The sequence below is a fragment of the Providencia sp. PROV040 genome (assembly GCF_032706145.1).
Taxonomy (GTDB): domain Bacteria; phylum Pseudomonadota; class Gammaproteobacteria; order Enterobacterales; family Enterobacteriaceae; genus Providencia; species Providencia hangzhouensis.
Genome location: NZ_CP120530.1, coordinates 1,673,171 through 1,692,050 on the forward strand (window position 1 = coordinate 1,673,171; position 18,880 = coordinate 1,692,050).

Consider the following 18,880-nt stretch of genomic DNA (forward strand, 5'->3'; position numbering starts at 1 on the left):
ATTGTAATGAAATTGAGATAACTATAGTCATATAGCAATTGACGTGCCAATCTGGCTCTAAATTACATGGGTATGCAAATGTGTTTAAAATCAAACTGATATTGTTTTTTTTGATTTGTGACGGGAAAAACAATTTTAAAATAATCGGTTGGTGTGTTTCGTTGAAACAAGATATTGTCAATTGAAACATAAATGAAACATGGTAAGAAGGTATGGCGATGATGGAAAAACCGATTATTTGGACTGTTTCAGTGTCTCGGTTATTTACACTGTTTCGAGATATCAGCCCTGAATTTAGTGAACAAGCGGAAATCACCCCACTAAACCTTGGTTTTGAGCAGGCGGTAGAGGCCGTGCATCAACGATTACAGGGTGGACATTGTGATGCCATCATTAGTGCAGGTTCAAATGGTGCTTATTTAAAAAGCCATGTTTCAGTTCCTGTTATTATCGTGAAAATTAGCGGGTTCGATGTCATGCAAGCATTGGCCAAAGCCCGAGAGATTAGCGATAAAGTCGGGATCATTAATTATAAAAAAACACTTTCCTCATTAGATGAATTTCAGCAACGTTTTGGTTTGCAAATTGAACAGCGTAGTTATGTCACCGCAGAAGATGCAAGATCTCAGCTTAAAGCATTAAAAGCAATGGGAATTTCCGTTGTTGTAGGGGCTGGGCTCATCATGGATTTAGCTGATGAAATGGGGATGACAGGGGTTTTTGTCTATTCCACACAAACCATACGACAAGCATTCTCAGACGCTATCGAATTAAGCCGAATGTCGAGGCGTGAAAACCATTCGCAAGACAAATATCTCCTTCCTAATCCCGCAAAAGTCCGTTATACCATTAATGACCTGATTGGTTCGTCATTACCGATGGAACGTGTTAGGCAAACTATTATGTTGTACGCACGTTCTGATGCAACAGTATTGATTCAAGGTGCGAGTGGAACTGGGAAAGAGATGGTGGCACAAGCGATTCATCACGAATATACCTTATTTAATCAACATAAGCGCAGTAAACAGCAAATGCCTTTTGTGGCCGTGAATTGCGGGGCGATCCCTGAAACATTATTAGAAGCCGAATTATTTGGCTATGAAGAAGGTGCCTTTACTGGCTCTCGCCGGGGTGGCCGAGCAGGGCTATTTGAACTGGCGAATGGGGGAACACTGTTCTTAGATGAAATTGGTGAAATGCCGATTGCATTACAAACAAAATTATTGCGAGTGCTCGAAGAGCGTTCTGTCGTGCGTGTTGGGGGGTATAAACCGTTAAAAGTCAATGTACGAGTCATTTGTGCGACTCATTGCGATTTAGATCGTTGGGTAAGAGAAGGGCATTTTCGTGCCGATCTATTTTATCGGCTCGGGGTATTGAGAATGCGAGTTCCAGCACTCAATGAACGTGGCGATGATATTTTTGTATTAGCGGAGCGGTTACTTAAGTTAGCCTTTGCAGGCTTAATGCTGCCGTTGCCTTCTTTTCGTGTACAGCAGTTAATTGCGTGTAAACGCTTTTTTGTTGAGTATTCATGGCCCGGTAATGTGCGAGAACTCAGAAACTTAATGGAGCGAGTTGCACTTTATTGTAGCGCATACCCCGAAAAGGCCATTAGTGAGGAAATGTTGGCGAGTCTATCTCCTGAGCGCAAATGGGATGCAATAAGCCATGAGGTTGTTATTGATAAAAAAAAGGAACCGCTTACTGACGTGATGAATAGGTTTGGTGGTGATCGTAAAGCCGTAGCTCAGTACTTAGGTATTAGCAGAACAACCCTATGGCGACGTCTTTCTTTATTAGAGAAAGCAAATCAGGTAAATCATGATACTAAATAATAATTAATTTGTATTTATTCAGGGGGGATTTTGATTAAAAGGTAATGGATTAGTGAGAGTGCCATTAAGGAGATAATTAGGTTGTTTTTATTCATGGAATCATTGAATACTACTTGTTGAATTAAATTCATTCAGTCGTGTTCAGTGACAAATAAATTATTTTGTTATTAAGTGCTTTTAGGATTTTTTCCATATGACTTAAGTTGTATCAAATCGTAACGAAAAACAGAGATGTTTATATTTATCTATTACTTTGATTTTTAAGTGTTATTTTTGTTTTTCTTGTTGTTCTTTCACTAAATTCACCATCGTAAAAAACGTGATTTTTCTCACATAAATTATTTTGCTAGTCACCATTAGATTTTCTCATTTTAACTTCATGATTGAACGTTCTATATTGCGCTCAAATTAGTCCTATCTTTGTTTTTTTACTACTGCACTAATCGCCGAAATGTGTTCTTTCTTGGGAACACAATGCTGTCGTATTCAACGATGTAGTTGCAGCGCATATTATTTATTTTGTTAGTTGGAGAGTGGGGCGTGAATCAGTCCACTACTATCATGCGCAAACGCGACAATGCATTCGTTCCTGTTGCAGGGTTAACGATTTTTGCTATTGCATCGGGTTATTTAATGAGCTTAATCCCATTATCGATGGGAAGTTTTGGTATTGATACGCAATATGCGGGTTGGTTAGCGAGTGCGTATTATATTGGTTTATTAATTGGCTCAATGTTAATTGAACCAATTATTGCCAAAATAGGCCATCGTCTTGCCTTTATTGGCTTTTTATTGATGCTTGCCGCGACAGTTATTGTATTGCCGTGGACCCCGACCATTGAAGCTTGGTTGCCAAACCGCTTAGTTGCAGGGGTTGCAGTGGCGGGGATTTTTGTGGTTGTCGAATCTTGGTTATTGATTGGCGATAATCCGAAAGAGCGTGCTAAACGTTTAAGTTTTTATATGACGTCATTGTATGGCGGAACCACTCTTGGCCAGCTTGCTATTGGTGTTATTGGAACCCATGGTGCTTATCCGTTTATGGTGGTATTAGGGTTATTATTATTAGCGGTAATGCCACCGTTATTAGTACGTCAAGGCCAGCCAGAAAGTGGTTCGCATCAAAAACTGTCATTGAAAAAAATTGCTCGTTTAAGTAAACCTGCAATTATCGGTTGTATGGTTTCTGGTATTACCATGGGGACTATCTATGGGTTAATGCCGTTATCATTGAAAAAAGACCAATTCACCACCGACCAAGTCGGTGTGTTGATGGCTTCAATTATTCTTGGTGGGATGTTAATACAGCCAGTTGTTAGCAAATTATCTGTCTTAATGAGTAAAACCTTATTACTTGCGATGGTTTCATTATTAGGTGTTTTTGCTATGGGTGTTATTTATATTTCGAGTGACTACTTAGTTATGATTGTCGCTTTAGCGCTACTCGGTATGTCAACTTTTGCCTTATATCCTGTGGCGATAACGTTGGCATGTGATAACTTAGATTCCTCCTATATCGTCGCAGCAACACAAGTGATGCTGTTTAGTTACAGTATAGGTTCAGCAATGGGGCCTATCGCAGCAGGGACGTTTTTAGGCCAACATAATGGTTTAGTGAATTTCTTCTTTATTGTGCTGTTAGTGACTGCGATTTATATGTTAATTGCGAGCTTACGTCGTAAAGCCAGTGTGTTAGCAAATTAATTTTATCGACAAATAAAACTGCTAAATAAAAGGCTCTGTGAATTACTTACAGGGCCTTTTTGTCGTTCTAATTATTTCTTTTTATTGACGGTTGAAGGTGACAGTTGTGCTTCAATGGGTGAATGCTTTGTATTACGTACAATGCGTTGCTCCCAAAGCTCCCCTAATTTGAAATCCCATGATAGCGGTGATATTTCTGTTCTACCTGCATTTGGGGCAAATGTAAGTTCGCTGAAATACAAGGTATTTTCATCAGACATCAAAAAATCCGCACGGCAATAATCAAAAGGTGTGACGAGTATTTCCGCTAACCGTAACATTTCTTTGAATAGTGGTGGCTCAGATACGGGTTCCAGCATGTTTGGATAACCAAAAGTCACGGGTTGTAACTGCCAGTTGATATCATAAATATTAATAAATTCATTGCCAAATTCGTCTGAGTAATCAATCTCTGCATAGGCAGGCTTACCAGAGAAGCAATGGATCCTGCATGTTTCTGGTACTAACTTCCGGTTTTTATTAGCGAATAAATCAATATATTCTTCACACATAATTTGTGCGGGAATAGTTTTATAATGACGTTCTCGAGTAATATAGTAAAGGTTTTTAGTTAAATGAAAATCTAATTTATTTTTAGCTTTTAGCCAGTCAAAGTATGCTTTATCGCGACAAATAATGCTACTACCACTGTCGTGATTGCATTTTAAAACGAAACGCTCTGGCAGTTTGTTTAGATCAATTTCATCGACACTTTTATAAGTGGCGATGATAGGTACTAAATATTCATTTCCTATTGTTCGTGAGATATATTCCCTTACCGCGAGTTTATCTGCAAATTGTGAATATAATGGATTTTTATCTCGCAACATTCTAAAATTTACTTTCTCATTAAAGCTTTTTGGGGCTTTAAAATCAGGGCGATAATTGAGTTTTTTAGTAAATTTATTAGTGAGATATGTTTTGTCACTCACTATAAGTGTGCGTAATTTTTTTATAAAATACTCTGCTTTTTTCATGCGAGCACCAACCATTCTAAAATTGTAGTGTGTAATTAAAATCTAATTTTTATTTGATTATATTTTTTATAACTTAAATAAAGCATCAATAAATGTAACGGTCAATTTAATAATTTCTTAATAAATAAATATTAAACAAAAGATAAATAATGTTCATTTTGTTAATAATAGCCGGATATCCGTACACTTTTATATCAATAATTCAATCGATCGTTTTAATTATTCGTCATTAATAATAAGGGTATTGTTTATTTAAACTGTAACAAAAGTAAAGAAGATAGACCTTAAGGATTTATTTAGATAATGTCCCTCCTAAAATAAGGGAATAGAGGGGACATTTGAGAGAATTGTTATTTATAACTTACTAAGATAACTATTTTAATGGCGGCTGCCCCATCTTTTTTAGGAATCGTATTTGAGCCGCAACGAGTTGTTTGTAATCAATACAACGATATGGCATATCATATTGCTGCGCCAATTGGGCTAAGATGTGAGCTAAAGCAGGGTAATGGCGGTGATGCCAATGAGGAAAAATATGATGTGTAAGGTGGTAGTTTAGTCCCCCAGTTAAACGCCATAAATAATGGGGGGTCGGTAGCCAGTCACAAGCCGTGACAAAATTATGATGGTACCAACCATGCTTGATCTGTTTATCTTCAGGCGCAGTGAAAAACTGCGTCTCTGCCCAATGTGTACCGAGTAATAAATAAATGACAAAAATGGATGCAATCATTTGGCTCAATAAGTAAGTGATAAGTATTGTTGTTAAGCTGATCCCATGGCTGTGAGCCACTATCAGTGGGGTGCCAATCATTAATATTAAGTGACATACTTTGCTACCTAAAAATAGCGTCCAACCCAGTTTACCCTGTAAAACTTTCTGTGTTTTTAAGCGTGTTTTCCCAGTTCTGTCCGACCAATCAAAAACCAGTGCAATCCATGTGAGTGATAATGATGCAACGAAAGGCCAATAAATATGTTGATATTTCATGAAAGGCCGCCAGCGTTGAAATGGCGTTTGGCGGAATATACCATTTTCTTCAGTATCTAAATCATAATGCTCAATGTTGGCATAGTGATGGTGATAATGAACATGGCGTGTACGCCAAAACTCTGGCTCTAAACCTAAAGGTAATGTCACTAAACGGCCAAATAACCGATTTTTCCAGCTTGATTTAAATAAGGTATTATGACAGGCATCGTGCTGGCCAATCACATTCAATAGCATGATGAGTAAAACAAATACAAAATAGGATAATATGTAAATTGAGGTAGATGTTGTTATGAGTGTTGGCAGGTAACTCAGAAGAGCAAAAATAAACAAGATAGCAATTGCAGTAAGATCATATCGGCTGGCAAATACGTGATCTTGCTTAGTTTGCAGATATTCTTGACTAGCTTGTTTTAATGCAGCATGAAATTGTTGTTCGTTAGCATTTGCGAACGTGAGTTCGAAGTCAGTGTGATGCATGCTACTCTCATTTGAGGTTATCTTCTTTTAATTAAAGAGTATATCTTCACTAAGTAAAGCGTCGCAAAATAAATATGAAGGGGGAGAAATATTTCGACTTATTCTGAATCAATTTTTATCAAGAATAATAATTTTTGGTATTTTGGATGAATATTTTTGAGAAATATCGATATAAATTGAGAATTTGTGCAAAGTAAACAATTAAATACGAGTTAACCATTAATTAAACTGATATATATTCTATAAAGTATTTGGTCAAAACACGTACTTATTAACTTTCTGAAATATAAAAACTAGCTACATCCTTGTAGAGTGATCCTTTAATATTAAGGTATCAGGGAAAAATGTGTCTGTCTGTAATAAATTATGTGAAAAAAATACTCAATCTAATTTAAGTTGTTAATAATAAAATATAGTTATCATTTTAGATGGGTTTGTTTTAATTATCCATTATATTTGTTTTACCTAAGCTAAATTAGGAGCTTGCCTATATGAATAATGCGTCAACATGATGAAATAGCCACAGATAAATTATTTTTCGAATAAGGAATGTTATATGAAAAAAATACTGTTAATAATTTTATCAACACTGATTATTCCTGTGTCCGCTCAAGCAGGTTATCAATATTATGGTTGTGATAAAAAAATCTATCAACTAGAGAAACAGCTAAAATACGCCAAAATGCATGGTAACCGAAATAGAGTTGCGGGGTTAGAGCGCGCTATTTCAAATGTACAAAATAACTGTTACGACCATTATTCGGGGGCGACTGGGCCAACAAAATTAAATCATCGTTATAGCTTTACTGAAGCAGATCGTTTAGAGCAGCAGATAGAAGCATTACAAGATGAAATAGAACGCTTAAAAGCGGCTAAAAATTAACTCAATACGTAATATTAAAATCAAATATTATTTATAAGCTAAAAACCGTGTTGGATGAATTTAGCGCTATTGCTGCTTGTCGTAATTATTGTCATATTCACTTTAATTTTTGTCTAGCTATAGCGCATTGAATTAATCAGTGAAATAATAAGTTAACGTCGTTTTTTAATATTGTATACTTTTTATTATGGTTATTCGTCCTCATCAACACTGGTTTTTTCGGTTATTCGACTGGCATGGCTCTGTACTGTCAAAAATAACATTTCGGCTTTCTCTAAATATAATGATATCAATCGTAGCAGTACTAAGTTTCCAATGGTATGAGCGATTAGGTATACACTTAACAATAGCCCCCTTTAGCTTACTAGGGATTGCCATCGCAATATTCCTAGGTTTTCGCAATAATGCATGTTACAGCCGCTTGATTGAGGCTCGCACACTCTGGGCTTCGTTATTAATTAACCAAAGAAATATTCTAAGAAATATTAAAGGGTTATTACCTAATGATCAGGCAGCCCAAAAGGAATTTGCTAATTTGCTGATTGCTTTTGGTTGGAGCCTTAAACATGAATTAAGGAAAACCAGCCCAATCATTGATATGTATAGGCTATTACCCCGTACTATTTTTGATGAGGTTATCCGAAGTTCGTTTCCCACTAGCCGAATATTATTGCAGATTGGCCTAAAGGTGGGGGAATTACGCGATAAAAAAGTCATCAGTGATGTACTCTTTCAAGCTATTAATAAAGATATTAATGCGCTATCGGAAGTTCTTGGTGGCTGCGAACGTATTGCGAACACGCCGATCCCGTTTGCTTATACACTAATTTTGCAGCGAACTGTTTACTTATTTTGTTCGTTACTTCCATTTGCATTGGTTGTTGACCTACATTATATGACGCCATTTGTTTCTGTTTTTATTTCTTACACTTTTTTAGCGTGGGATGCACTAGCCGAGGAACTTGAAGATCCTTTTGGGACTGCTGCAAATGATTTACCGCTGAATGCCATTTGTAATAGTATTGAACGCAATGCATTGGATATGTTGGATATTCAACCACTTCCCCCTCAGTACCAGCCAGATAAATATTTTAACTTGTTGTAGTGCTAATCTATTCATTCTTGAAGACAGTAGAGCGTGATATTCACGTTTTACTGTTTCTCCTTATTTCTCTTTCCTCTTTTTTCTTTTCTATCGAATATTATTTTGTCTTTTTGGGTCATACAAATCAGGAATTCTGTACAGATAATCTTATCAATACTATACTCCCCCTATGTATACTAAAGGGGCTTAAATATGCCACATTCCCCAAAAGAAAAAAAAGCAGTTCTTACGCGGGTCAGAAAGTTGAAAGGGCAATTGCTTGCCTTAGAGTCAGCCTTGGAAGATGAGGTTGAATGCGCCGCCATTTTACAACAAATTGCTGCTATTCGTGGGGCAGTTAATGGTTTGATGGCCGGGGTATTAGAGAGTCATTTGCGGGAAGGGCTTCAAGAGTCAGCAACAACACAGTTGCAAAAAGACTCAGTAGACGATGCCATCTCATTAATTCGTACCTATTTGCGGTAAATAAAGAAGGAATAACGATGAAATCACGTGCAGCAGTTGCATTTGGCCCTGGTGAGCCATTAAAAATTGTCGAAATTGATGTCATGCCACCAAAGGCTGGGGAAGTGTTAGTCAAAATTAGCCATACGGGTGTTTGCCATACTGATGCATTTACATTGTCAGGTGATGACCCTGAAGGGTTATTTCCTGTGGTATTAGGGCATGAAGGCGCGGGTGTTGTTGTTGAAGTCGGTGAAGGTGTAACTAGCGTTAGCGTTGGTGACCATGTCATCCCACTTTATACGGCAGAATGTGGAAAATGTGTTTTTTGTGAGTCAGGTAAAACAAACTTATGTGTCTCTGTTAGGGAAACACAAGGTAAAGGTGTGATGCCTGATGGGACCACACGTTTTTCTTACAATGGCCAGCCTGTTTACCATTATATGGGCTGTTCAACATTCAGTGAATATACCGTTGTTGCCGAAGTCTCTTTGGCTAAAATTAACCCTCAAGCCAACCATGAAGAAGTGTGTTTATTAGGTTGTGGCGTGACCACGGGTATCGGTGCTGTACATAATACGGCTAAAGTACAAGAAGGTGACTCAGTTGCAGTTTTTGGCCTCGGTGGGATTGGTCTTGCGGTTATTCAAGGGGCAAGGCAAGCAAAGGCTGGCCGTATTATTGCCATTGATACTAACCCGTCTAAGTTTGAACTAGCGCGCCAATTTGGTGCGACAGAATGTTTGAATCCTAATGATTTTGATAAGCCGATTCAGCAAGTGTTGATTGAGAAAACCCAGTGGGGAGTTGATCATACCTTTGAATGTATTGGTAATGTTAATGTTATGCGTGCAGCACTTGAAAGTGCACACCGAGGATGGGGCCAATCAATTATCATTGGTGTCGCAGGGGCAGGGCAAGAAATTTCAACTCGTCCATTCCAATTAGTAACAGGGCGGTCATGGCGTGGTACGGCTTTTGGTGGTGTGAAAGGCCGTAGCCAGTTGCCAAAAATGGTTGAAGATGCCATGAAGGGTGATATTGAGCTGTCTCCATTTGTGACGCACACATTGCCATTAGAGCGTATTAATGACGCATTTGATTTAATGCATGAAGGCAAATCAATCCGCACCGTTATTCACTATGATTAAGGAGTCTTTGATGGAGAGAATTGAACGCCATGCGTGTTTTGGGGGCTGGCAGGATGTTTATCAACATCAATCCACCGTGCTCGGCTGTGAAATGAAGTTCGCAGCTTTTCTACCACCACAAGCGAAAACAACCGTCTGCCCAGTGATTTATTGGTTATCAGGGTTAACCTGTAATGAACAAAATTTTATTACTAAGGCGGGAGCCCAACAATTTGCGGCAGAACATGGCGTGGTTATAATCGCACCAGATACTAGCCCTCGAGGGGCTGAGGTTGCTGATGACGAGGCTTATGATTTAGGGCAAGGCGCAGGTTTTTATGTGAATGCTCTGCAAGCTCCGTGGAGTCATCATTACAGAATGTATGATTATATTGTGTCTGAACTACCTGATTTAATCGAAACACATTTGCCTGTATCTGATAAACGTTCTATTTTTGGCCATTCTATGGGTGGACACGGGGCTTTAATGATTGGCTTACGAAATGCAGGCCGATATTCTAGTTTATCTGCATTTTCTCCTATTGTTGCTCCAACCCAAGTTCCATGGGGGCGCAAAGCCTTTATGGCTTATCTGGGGGAAGAAACAGCTAGCTGGTCTCAATATGACACTGTTGAATTAATCGGAAAAGCGGAGGCTATTCCACCTATTTTAGTGGATGTAGGCACTGCGGATCCTTTCTATCAAGAACAATTAAAACCCGAGTTATTTGTAGATATTTGTGACAAAAAGCAATTTGAATATCGTTTGAATTTACGTGATGGATATGACCACAGTTACTATTTTATTAGTAGCTTTATTGGTGAACATATTGCATTTCATGCACGCTATTTAAACGATAATAGCTGAGTATGGTAGTGTTAGGTATATTGAAGTTTTAGGTATATTGTAGGGTGAGGCCAATAGTTGGTTTCACCTTGCTATTCCTTAACGTTTTAATCATGCCTAAATCGCTACTCTAACCCTCCATGGGAGAGCTTGCTGATTGCTTTAATCGCACTGATTGCGACATCTTTATTTGGGTCATTACATAATTCAAGTAGTCGATTAATCGTATTATGTTGTTTCAGTCGTATTTTACAATCACCTAAAGCGGATATGGCAGCTATTTTTACATCATCATTTTTTCTTTTCGTTAAATCAAGTAATGTATTTATGACTTTGTTATCCATCTTTTATCCTAATCAGGGTATTAAGAAATAAAGTTAATTAAAATCCATTTGTTTCAAAATATTAATTTCAATGTAGAGATGCTACTAAATGAAAGAATTTGTTAATATCAAAAAACACAACTAATATGGATATAGTATGATTAGGTTTGTGTATGAATAGGTAGCAAAAATCATACCTATTCATATATAGGGATTAGAAAGATTAAATAAGATTAATTAAAAAACCTGTGCTTTAACGGATTGATATAAAAATATTATTTGTATACTAAAAATGGTGGGAGAGTTTACTCAGTGCCTTTATTGCAGACACCGCAACATCCTTATTGGGATCTCTACAGAGTTCAATTAAACGGTTGATCGCATTTTGTTGTTCAACGGTCGCTTTATAATCACCTAATGCGGAAATAGCTGCAATTTTAACATCATCATTTCCACGATGTGTTAATTCAATTAATGTTTCAATTATGTTATTTTCCATGTAAACCCTTTGAAATACCTATGCGATACCAAGGTATTCTAAGTGAATTTACTTGAGATTTATTTTTGAAATTTAATGCTTTATTAATACATTATATAGATTTTACGCATTTTCAGGCTATTAACTATCTTATTAACTAGGGTGCATTAAGAGAGTAAGGATTATTGATATAAAAAATTTAAAATATTAAAAGACATTAGTTATCTATTAAAATAGATATGACTAAATAATTCTTTATTAAGGTAAAAATAATAAAGCACTTTACCTTTAAAATGAGTTAAATAAAGTGCTTATTAAGCCTGAGTTAGTGACGTAAATAAACGTGAGGCGTGTTATTTTCAGGGTGTTGAGTAACTCCTAAGTCAGCTTGATACCAACGAGTTAAGTTTTCAGTCGTTAAAACATCGGTAGGGGAACCTTGAGCGACAAGCTTTCCATTATGAATTAATAACACTTTATCTGCATATAATGCGGTTAGATTAAGGTCATGTAATACACAGCAAACACCTAACGGTCGTTGACGTGTAAGTTGATGTAGTAACCGTAAGCTATGCTGTTGATGATATAGGTCAAGCGCAGAAGTGGGTTCATCGAGAAACAAGCATGCGGGTTGAGCTGTTGGTTGCCATAATTGTGCTAATACTCGAGCTAATTGAACGCGTTGCTGCTCACCCCCTGAAAGTTGGCGGTAATCCCGCTGCCGCAATGATTGGCAACTGGTTTGTGCTAACGCTTCATTGATGGCGGTGTGTTTATATTCTGAACCATAGGGGGTTCTGCCCATTGCAACCACATCTTCAACAGTAAAAGCAAATTGCAAATGGCTATGCTGTTTCATCACAGCACGTTTTCGGGCTAACGCATTATGGTCCCAGTCAGTCATTGCTCGGCCTTCAATAAAGCATGTGCCATGAGTCGGGGTATTATAGCCTGTTAGTAATTTTAATAAACTGGATTTCCCTGCGCCATTTGGCCCAATGATCACCACAAATTCCCCTTGATCAATCGATAAACTCACATTATCTATAAGCGTCTTTTCACTGATTTTATATGATAAATTTTGTGCTTCTAACAAGAGCGATTTTGTTTGCATTTTTAGATCCTCCCCGAAGGCTGCCGTAAAATTAGCCATAAGAAGTAGGGGCCACCAATTAACCCTGTCAGTAAACCAACAGGAATTTCAGCAGGTGCAACCACAGTCCTTGCTACAGTATCGGCAATAAGTAATAAGCCCGCACCTACGATAGCGGAACCAGGAATTAACCAACGATGGTCTGGCCCGAGAGTCATGCGAATGAGATGGGGAACAACGAGACCGACAAAACCAATAACACCGCTCATGGCAACCGCACAACCAACTAACATGGCGCTAAGGAATAATAAAATAAACTTGGTACGCTCAACATTGAGCCCAAGGTAATGGGCGTCTTCGTCCCCTAATTGTAGGATATTAAGCTTACTTCCTTGTGTTAAACAGATAATACAAATAGGAAGAATAACTGAAGCGGCGATGGCCAATGATGCCCAGTCAACATTACCGAGCGTGCCCATCATCCATAAGCTAAATGTTCTGAGTTGTTGGTCATTGCTGATATAACTAAGAACACCGATGAATGACATACACAGCGCATTGATAGCGATACCCGCGAGAAGTAGTTTTGCGAGGTTACCATTTGATGAACGATTTAAGCTAAAAATAATAAAAGATACGGCTAGGCTACCCATAAAAGCAGCCGCGACATGGCCATAACCTTGCATCACGGTGGGTAATGAAACAGAGAAAACAATAAATGCGGCAACGGATAAAGCCGCGCCACTACTGATACCGAGTAAGCTAGGATCAGCGAGGGGGTTACGGAATAACCCTTGCATAATGGCGCCAGATACTGCTAAGGCAAGGCCAACTAAAATGGCAATTAACACGCGAGGAAGGCGGATATTTAACCATATTTGCCAATCCGAGTCTGTGGCAGATGCCTGCCACAGTGCTTTTAATGAGAAGTTCATTGCGCCGGCATTCGACGCGATGAGAACTAAACCGCCAAGTGCTAACAATAATACGATAATCACCAAAAATGGGTTTTTAAAGCGACTCATTGGGATTTTTCTAATGCCTCACGTAGTTGTTGCATGACTTTAGGCGTACCTAAACTGAAAGTGAGCATACCGACGTCATCGACAACCAGAAGCGCTTTATTTTTTCCTGCGGGAGTCATTGACATTCCTTGTAATTTCCACACTTTTTCTATTCCACCTAATGATTTAATACCTTCTTTGGTAAAAATGATTAAGTCAGGTTGGCTTGATAGCAAGCCTTCTTGGGATAGAGGGCGATAGCTGTCGAAGCTACTCATGGCATTTTTTGCCCCAACCGCGTTAATGACACTGTCTGCCGCAGTGTGCCGTCCTGCCGCTAAAGGCATAACACCACCGTGACTCATGATAAATAAGACTTTTTTGTCAATAGGAGCCGTATTTACTTGGCTGAGCTGTTGGTTAAATTGATTAACTAATTGCTTTCCTTGCTCTGTTTTACCGACCACATTAGCGATGGTGGTAATTTTTTCTGGAATGGCTTCTAAACTCGGTTTCCCTGTCACTTTAATAATTTTTACGCCGCTTTTTTCGATTTGCGAAAGAGCCATTGAGGGTTTAGCTAACTCACTCGCAAGGACTAAAGTCGGGCGCATTGACAACACGCCTTCTGCGTTAAGCATACGCATATAGCCCACATCTGGGAGCTTGGTGGCTTGCTCTGGATGAAGGCTGGTGCTGTCACGGGCGACGAGCTGTTCCTGTGCTCCAAGTTCATACACAATTTCAGTCACATCACCCCCTAAGGTGACGATGCGTTCTGTTGCATAAGAACAAAAAGAGATAAACAGCGTTGATAAGATTAGAAGCCATTGTTTCATAATAAGTTACCTAATTTTAAATGCGTGGTAATGCGGTGACTTGTTGGCGCCATTGCTCTTGCTCTGGAGTCCCTTCCGTACGCTGCCCATACATTTGTGCGATTTGATTTCCTTGGTTATCGAAGACTTCAAGGCTAGTCACATGGCCATCTTGTGTTGGCTTGCGTGTGACCCAGCATTCGGCAATACCATTTTCAATCATGTGCAAGGTGAAATCAGGATTGAAAATATTTAGCCACTTTAAGTCTGAACCTTCACTTTGATATGGCATGATTTTTTTGATTTCACCAGTAAAAATTTGCACACATCCGCGGTTGCCCACAAAAATCATAATTTCGTTTTGATCTTTGAACGCAGTGTTAATCAGCTGATTGAAGGAATCATTAGGCACTTTCCAAGCCAAATCATCGCTAACCGCAGCGAAAACTTGCTGGCGGCTGAGGTTGTTTTTCTTGAGTAGAACAAAAAATTGGTGAACGTCTGTCATGTTGCGCCATTCTTGTTCTAATTGTTGTTTTAGCTCTTCACTAACGGGCTGATTGGTAAATGCAGTTGCTGTTTCATGGATGAGCTCCGGGTTATCTTGGGTAGCATATTTTTCAATCAATGCCTGCCATGCCGCCATATCCGTTTCATCGGTGGTGTAAACTTTATGTAGTGCGTCACCTTGTTTATCAAAAAATTGGATACTATGACGCTCACCGTGTTTGCTGTCTTCCGTCAAAGCAAAGATAGTGTCCCAATGGCTGAAAAACATCCGTAAATCAAGGGCGCGAGGGTTTAAAATTAACCCACCGTGTGGGCTAAAGGTTGCATTGTCATAACGACCAACTTGCTCATGAACCACATATTCGTTACGGGTAATCGCTTTCACTTTCCCAACAGTGGCTAATTCTGTCAACAAAGTGGGGGCATCGACATTTAAACGAACAGCTTTGTCGTGACCAACTCGACTATGCAGTAGCTGAGCTTCAGATACATTTAAATAGGCGGCGAGATCGCGAGCGTATTTGGCTTTGTTATCTGTTTTTGCTTGTTGGTAACGCTCGTAAAGTGCTGAATTCACGTTTATCTCCTTAATATTGTGTGAATTACCATTGGAAGCTGACAAGCAGCTTGGCATTACGTCCATCTTGAGGAATACCTTGTGATGAGTAGTATTCTTTATCAAATGCATTGCCTAACACGACACTGGTTCCTAACCCTTTGAGTTGTCCTTCACCTTGATAACTCACATAGAAGTCATGTACGGCATAGCCGGCTTGTTGTTCTGCTTTAGAGGCTTTATTGAATTCTGTATGGCGCGTAAACTCCCCTAGCCAGCCCACTGAAAAACCGCTGTCTGCAATAGGTACGGCCAGATTACTGGTGACAGAATCAGGTTTAATTGATGTTATTGATTTTCCATTAGATTCATCTTTTCCTTCAGTATGGTTATAAGCCAAACTCCAATTGAAATAGTCTGTTTTATAATCCATTGAGGCATCCCATCCCCAAATTTTGGCACGTTTAGTATTGATTGATGTGGTGTAGTTATTTTGCAAAATATATCTATCAACATTCACATATGTGTTGATGTAATCTTTCGCTTTGGTATCAAAATAACTGGCTTTAAATTGTAGGTTGTCACGATCCATCAATAGGTCATCGAAACGCAGGCCAAAACCATATTCTGCGGTACGGGTTGATTCAGGTTTCAGATTAGGGTTTGGTTTCCATCTATTAACGATTGGCCCCATTTGGAAGTGGACCTCGTCGTTATACATTTCCATCATAGAAGGGGCTCGGAAGGCTTCTGAATATGACGCAAATAGCATTGACCACTCTGTTGGTGTGATGCTAACGGCACCTTTAGATGACCATTTACCTTTTTTCACATCTTCATTGCCATCAGATGTCGCTTTATAGTGGTCATAGCGCGTACCGACAATAAAGGAAACAGGCAAATCTTTTAGGCTAATTTCATCTTGTAAAAAGCCGGATGCAAAGGTGATGTCCGCATCGGGGAATTGGGTGGTGTTTGCATAAGGAGTTTGTTTTTGCTTATAAGCTTCACTGCCGTAAGTCAGGTTATGTGATGCTAATGGCAAGTCATAAAAGTTAGAGCGGTTATCAGCTTTTATGCCATAAGTTTTTTGTGTACGACCTTCATAGGGGGTTCCTTGGCCTTTTGCCGTGATATTAATATCGGAGTAATAAGGCGAGACTTTAAAATTTAGCCATTCCTGTGAGCCCGGTTTAATTTGATAAGTTATCTGTGCATCACGTTGGCGAGTGGTACGGTTAACTTTTAGATTGTCACTCCCTACATTAATTTCTTGCGGGTTTTTCGGCTCATTGGCATCATTATTATAATAACGCACTTGGCCAGAAAGCTTTTGTGTATCATCGATTTGCCATGTTCCTTTTGCCAGCAGGTTACCAATGGTTTCCTTGTTTTTCATGTCATCGCCATTACTCATGCGGACATTACCGGTTTCTTTCGTGACAAAGCTGAATAGCCCATCAAGGTTATCACTACGGCCAAACGCAGTGCCGCCGAAACCGAAGCTATGATCGCCAGTAGCGGCTTCGGTAAAGACACGGAAACCGTGGTCTTGGCCTTCACGTAATAAGTCTTTGGCATCAACGGTTTCCCAAGCAATCACACCGCCCATGGCACCACTGCCGTAGAGTAGGGCAGAAGGGCCACGGATAATTTCAACTTGCTTAATCAGAGCAGGGTCGATAAAGGTGCCATTGACATGGCCTGTATCTGTGCCTTGGCGAATACCATCCACTAAGGTCAAAATGCCGCGTCGATCAAACCCGCGCATATAAATATCTTGCCCATTTGCACGGCTAGTACCGGTGACACCAATCCCGGGAACTTTACGTAAAATGTCATTGACGGTGCTGGCCGTTTGCGTTTCAGGTGAATTATTTTTGATCACCGTGACCATCATCGGGGTTTCGAAGCTGTCACGTTCGCTACCTGTCGCATAGACAGTCATCACATCATGATGATTTTTTTTTGGTGTTGGTTCTGTTGTTTGTGCTTGAGCACTTGCTATCACGCCTAAGATGGCACTGGCTAGGACTGACATTCGCAAAACAGGGGACATAATTGTGATACTCCATATAGTTTTTATCTGTATTAAGCAGAGTGAATTCGTATTAATTGATAGCGATGTATTGGTCTGGAGGACCTGAATTCGGTATGACACAGGAAAAATTGCATGTAAGCGGTGTCTGAACATAGCAAGAGGAGTAAACAACTAATGAAGGTATAAAGCTGAGGTAATAGTCAGTAACTGGTTGGTGTTCAGCAGGACTATTTGGGATGTGGCACATTAACGCTACCGCTGCGAGATAGTCAGGTATCGAGTGGCTATCCTTGCTGATTCGATATTTAGCGGCACAAATGTGAAATACAGACGTCAGTTTAAACTCCATAAGAAACCTTTTCCTATGTTTAGATTAAGCTGGCTGCCTGGATAATTAACCTAGGTGGCTTGCGAATTAAGTTTTGGTACGACTTACTTTGGGTATGGCTTACTTAGTTAAGATCAACTTACCTGTACGAGTTTGTCTCAATTGATAAAGCTCGCCATTATGTTGAATTGAGACCTTACCGGCAGGGCCCAATAATTGTTGGCTTTCTATCACGTCAGTTTTAACGGGTTGTTTCGCCGTTTCGACGGTATTTTCTGCAACTGGGGCTGTCATATTATTTACCATACTAAGTTTGTTGATAATCGAAATGATATTGAGAATGATTATCTTTAGAATGATTGCCAATATCAAGTAATTTTCACAATCAAACAACAAAAGAGCCACAAAAAACTAAGTTCGTACGAAAAAACAGCATTAATCTAGTGGTTCCCCACTTACAAGGCTATAATTGAGTTTCTCTATTCATTGCATGGGTGAATAAAATGAAAATATTACTGTTAGGAGCGACAGGGCTTGTGGGAAGTCATGTTTTATCATTGGCACTTGCAGACTCTCGTGTGACTCAGGTGATAGCGCCAACACGACATGCATTAGCAGAACATGAGAAATTACAAGCACCTATTGTTGATTTTAACCATTTACCTGACGAGGCTGCGTTATGGGAAGTCGATGCTGTGATTTGCGCGCTCGGTTCAACCCTCAAAGCCGCTGGTTCAAAGGCGGCATTTCGTCAAGTGGACTACACCTATCCTTTAACCTGTGCAAGGCTAGCCAAAAAATGGGGTTGCTCGACATTTGTATTGACTTCTGCTTTGGGGTCAAATGCTAAGTCACCTTTTTTTTATAGCCGAGTAAAAGGGCAGCTTGAACAAGATTTAAGATTACTGGGTTTTGATTCTTTAACTTTAGTTCGCCCGAATGTGATTCATGGTGACCGCCAAAAAGTGCGTTTGGGTGAAGTTGTTGTGATTCGTATTATTTCCTGTCTATCATCTATATTGCCCGCGAGCTGCCAAGTTAGCCCCGCAACAAATATTGCGAAGGCATTATTTGAGGCTGCAATAAATCCCACGAAAGGGGTTCGTGTTATTTCATCTAAACAGCTTATATAACACTGGCTAGTTCATTTTTGTTGGTTATGTTGTTTTTTTGTTTCACACACAAAAGCTTCAATTTTATGATGCCTGAAATGCTAACCGATTTAGGAATTACAAAAGTTAATGTAGGGTTGGTAAACATACTGATTGATGACAAACATATTATGTTTGTC

The 18,880-nt window shown here is 39.3% G+C and carries 19 protein-coding genes; 8 read left to right on the forward strand and 11 right to left on the reverse strand.

Annotation, left to right across the window (positions count from 1 at the left end):
- The first annotated feature begins 221 nt into the window (after positions 1-221).
- Together prpR and P3L40_RS07590 are read left to right on the forward strand one after the other, a co-directional pair.
- On the forward strand, positions 222-1,838 hold the full coding sequence (gene prpR, locus P3L40_RS07585; RefSeq protein WP_136135508.1) for a propionate catabolism operon regulatory protein PrpR: 1,617 nt from the start codon (positions 222-224) through the stop codon (positions 1,836-1,838).
- A gap of 561 nt (positions 1,839-2,399) precedes the next feature.
- Positions 2,400-3,542: an MFS transporter gene (locus P3L40_RS07590; RefSeq protein WP_004261743.1), complete on the forward strand. Its 1,143-nt coding sequence runs from the start codon at positions 2,400-2,402 to the stop codon at positions 3,540-3,542.
- 71 nt (positions 3,543-3,613) lie between these two features.
- Here P3L40_RS07590 and P3L40_RS07595 read toward each other — a convergent pair whose 3' ends face one another.
- Positions 3,614-4,558 (reverse strand): ATP-grasp fold amidoligase family protein, encoded by a 945-nt coding sequence (locus P3L40_RS07595; RefSeq protein ID WP_136135507.1) that lies wholly within the window; start codon positions 4,556-4,558, stop codon positions 3,614-3,616.
- 373 nt (positions 4,559-4,931) lie between these two features.
- Positions 4,932-6,029 carry a fatty acid desaturase family protein gene (locus P3L40_RS07600; RefSeq protein WP_196731805.1) on the reverse strand — a complete coding sequence of 366 codons (1,098 nt, stop codon included), beginning with the start codon at positions 6,027-6,029 and terminating at the stop codon, positions 4,932-4,934.
- 556 nt (positions 6,030-6,585) lie between these two features.
- On the opposite strand from P3L40_RS07600, the gene P3L40_RS07605 reads away from it, so the two are divergent.
- From P3L40_RS07605 to fghA, 5 genes are all read left to right on the forward strand, one after another.
- A complete protein-coding gene (locus tag P3L40_RS07605) occupies positions 6,586-6,912 on the forward strand; it encodes a DUF1090 family protein (RefSeq protein WP_004261735.1) in 327 nt (108 codons plus the stop codon).
- A 187-nt stretch (positions 6,913-7,099) separates the two neighbouring features.
- Positions 7,100-8,017, forward strand: coding sequence for a bestrophin family protein (locus tag P3L40_RS07610; RefSeq protein WP_136134908.1), 918 nt, complete (start codon positions 7,100-7,102; stop codon positions 8,015-8,017).
- Positions 8,018-8,209: 192 nt separating this feature from the next.
- Positions 8,210-8,482: a formaldehyde-responsive transcriptional repressor FrmR gene (gene frmR / locus P3L40_RS07615; protein ID WP_004261729.1), complete on the forward strand. Its 273-nt coding sequence runs from the start codon at positions 8,210-8,212 to the stop codon at positions 8,480-8,482.
- Between the two features lie 17 nt (positions 8,483-8,499).
- A complete protein-coding gene (locus P3L40_RS07620; RefSeq protein WP_004261726.1) occupies positions 8,500-9,612 on the forward strand; it encodes an S-(hydroxymethyl)glutathione dehydrogenase/class III alcohol dehydrogenase in 1,113 nt (370 codons plus the stop codon).
- 10 nt (positions 9,613-9,622) lie between these two features.
- On the forward strand, positions 9,623-10,459 hold the full coding sequence (fghA, locus tag P3L40_RS07625) for an S-formylglutathione hydrolase (RefSeq protein WP_136134907.1): 837 nt from the start codon (positions 9,623-9,625) through the stop codon (positions 10,457-10,459).
- A gap of 104 nt (positions 10,460-10,563) precedes the next feature.
- Here fghA and P3L40_RS07630 read toward each other — a convergent pair whose 3' ends face one another.
- The 9 genes from P3L40_RS07630 to hemP all read right to left on the reverse strand — a co-directional run bounded on the left by P3L40_RS07630 (position 10,564) and on the right by hemP (position 17,883).
- The gene (locus P3L40_RS07630; RefSeq protein ID WP_004261720.1) at positions 10,564-10,782 is read right to left on the reverse strand and encodes a HEAT repeat domain-containing protein; all 219 of its coding nucleotides are present in this window, start codon (positions 10,780-10,782) and stop codon (positions 10,564-10,566) included.
- Positions 10,783-11,047: 265 nt separating this feature from the next.
- On the reverse strand, positions 11,048-11,260 hold the full coding sequence (locus tag P3L40_RS07635; protein ID WP_004261718.1) for a HEAT repeat domain-containing protein: 213 nt from the start codon (positions 11,258-11,260) through the stop codon (positions 11,048-11,050).
- Positions 11,261-11,564: 304 nt separating this feature from the next.
- Entirely contained in the window at positions 11,565-12,353 is a 789-nt protein-coding gene (locus tag P3L40_RS07640; RefSeq protein ID WP_036958448.1) for a heme ABC transporter ATP-binding protein, read from the reverse strand.
- A 2-nt stretch (positions 12,354-12,355) separates the two neighbouring features.
- Positions 12,356-13,357 (reverse strand): FecCD family ABC transporter permease, encoded by a 1,002-nt coding sequence (locus P3L40_RS07645; protein WP_210852237.1) that lies wholly within the window; start codon positions 13,355-13,357, stop codon positions 12,356-12,358.
- Complete coding sequence (locus tag P3L40_RS07650) at positions 13,354-14,175, reverse strand: hemin ABC transporter substrate-binding protein (protein ID WP_094962091.1); 822 nt, start codon at positions 14,173-14,175, stop codon at positions 13,354-13,356. The genes P3L40_RS07645 and P3L40_RS07650 overlap by 4 nt, the downstream gene beginning before the upstream one ends.
- 16 nt (positions 14,176-14,191) lie before the next feature.
- Positions 14,192-15,241 carry a hemin-degrading factor gene (locus P3L40_RS07655; RefSeq protein ID WP_094962092.1) on the reverse strand — a complete coding sequence of 350 codons (1,050 nt, stop codon included), beginning with the start codon at positions 15,239-15,241 and terminating at the stop codon, positions 14,192-14,194.
- A gap of 25 nt (positions 15,242-15,266) precedes the next feature.
- A complete protein-coding gene (locus P3L40_RS07660) occupies positions 15,267-17,279 on the reverse strand; it encodes a TonB-dependent hemoglobin/transferrin/lactoferrin family receptor (protein ID WP_210852239.1) in 2,013 nt (670 codons plus the stop codon).
- A 52-nt stretch (positions 17,280-17,331) separates the two neighbouring features.
- The gene (locus P3L40_RS07665) at positions 17,332-17,610 is read right to left on the reverse strand and encodes a hypothetical protein (protein ID WP_136134904.1); all 279 of its coding nucleotides are present in this window, start codon (positions 17,608-17,610) and stop codon (positions 17,332-17,334) included.
- 99 nt (positions 17,611-17,709) lie between these two features.
- Entirely contained in the window at positions 17,710-17,883 is a 174-nt protein-coding gene (gene hemP / locus P3L40_RS07670) for a hemin uptake protein HemP (RefSeq protein ID WP_226617232.1), read from the reverse strand.
- Positions 17,884-18,092: 209 nt separating this feature from the next.
- On the opposite strand from hemP, the gene P3L40_RS07675 reads away from it, so the two are divergent.
- On the forward strand, positions 18,093-18,722 hold the full coding sequence (locus tag P3L40_RS07675) for an NAD(P)H-binding protein (RefSeq protein ID WP_004261694.1): 630 nt from the start codon (positions 18,093-18,095) through the stop codon (positions 18,720-18,722).
- The last annotated feature ends 158 nt before the right edge of the window (positions 18,723-18,880 follow it).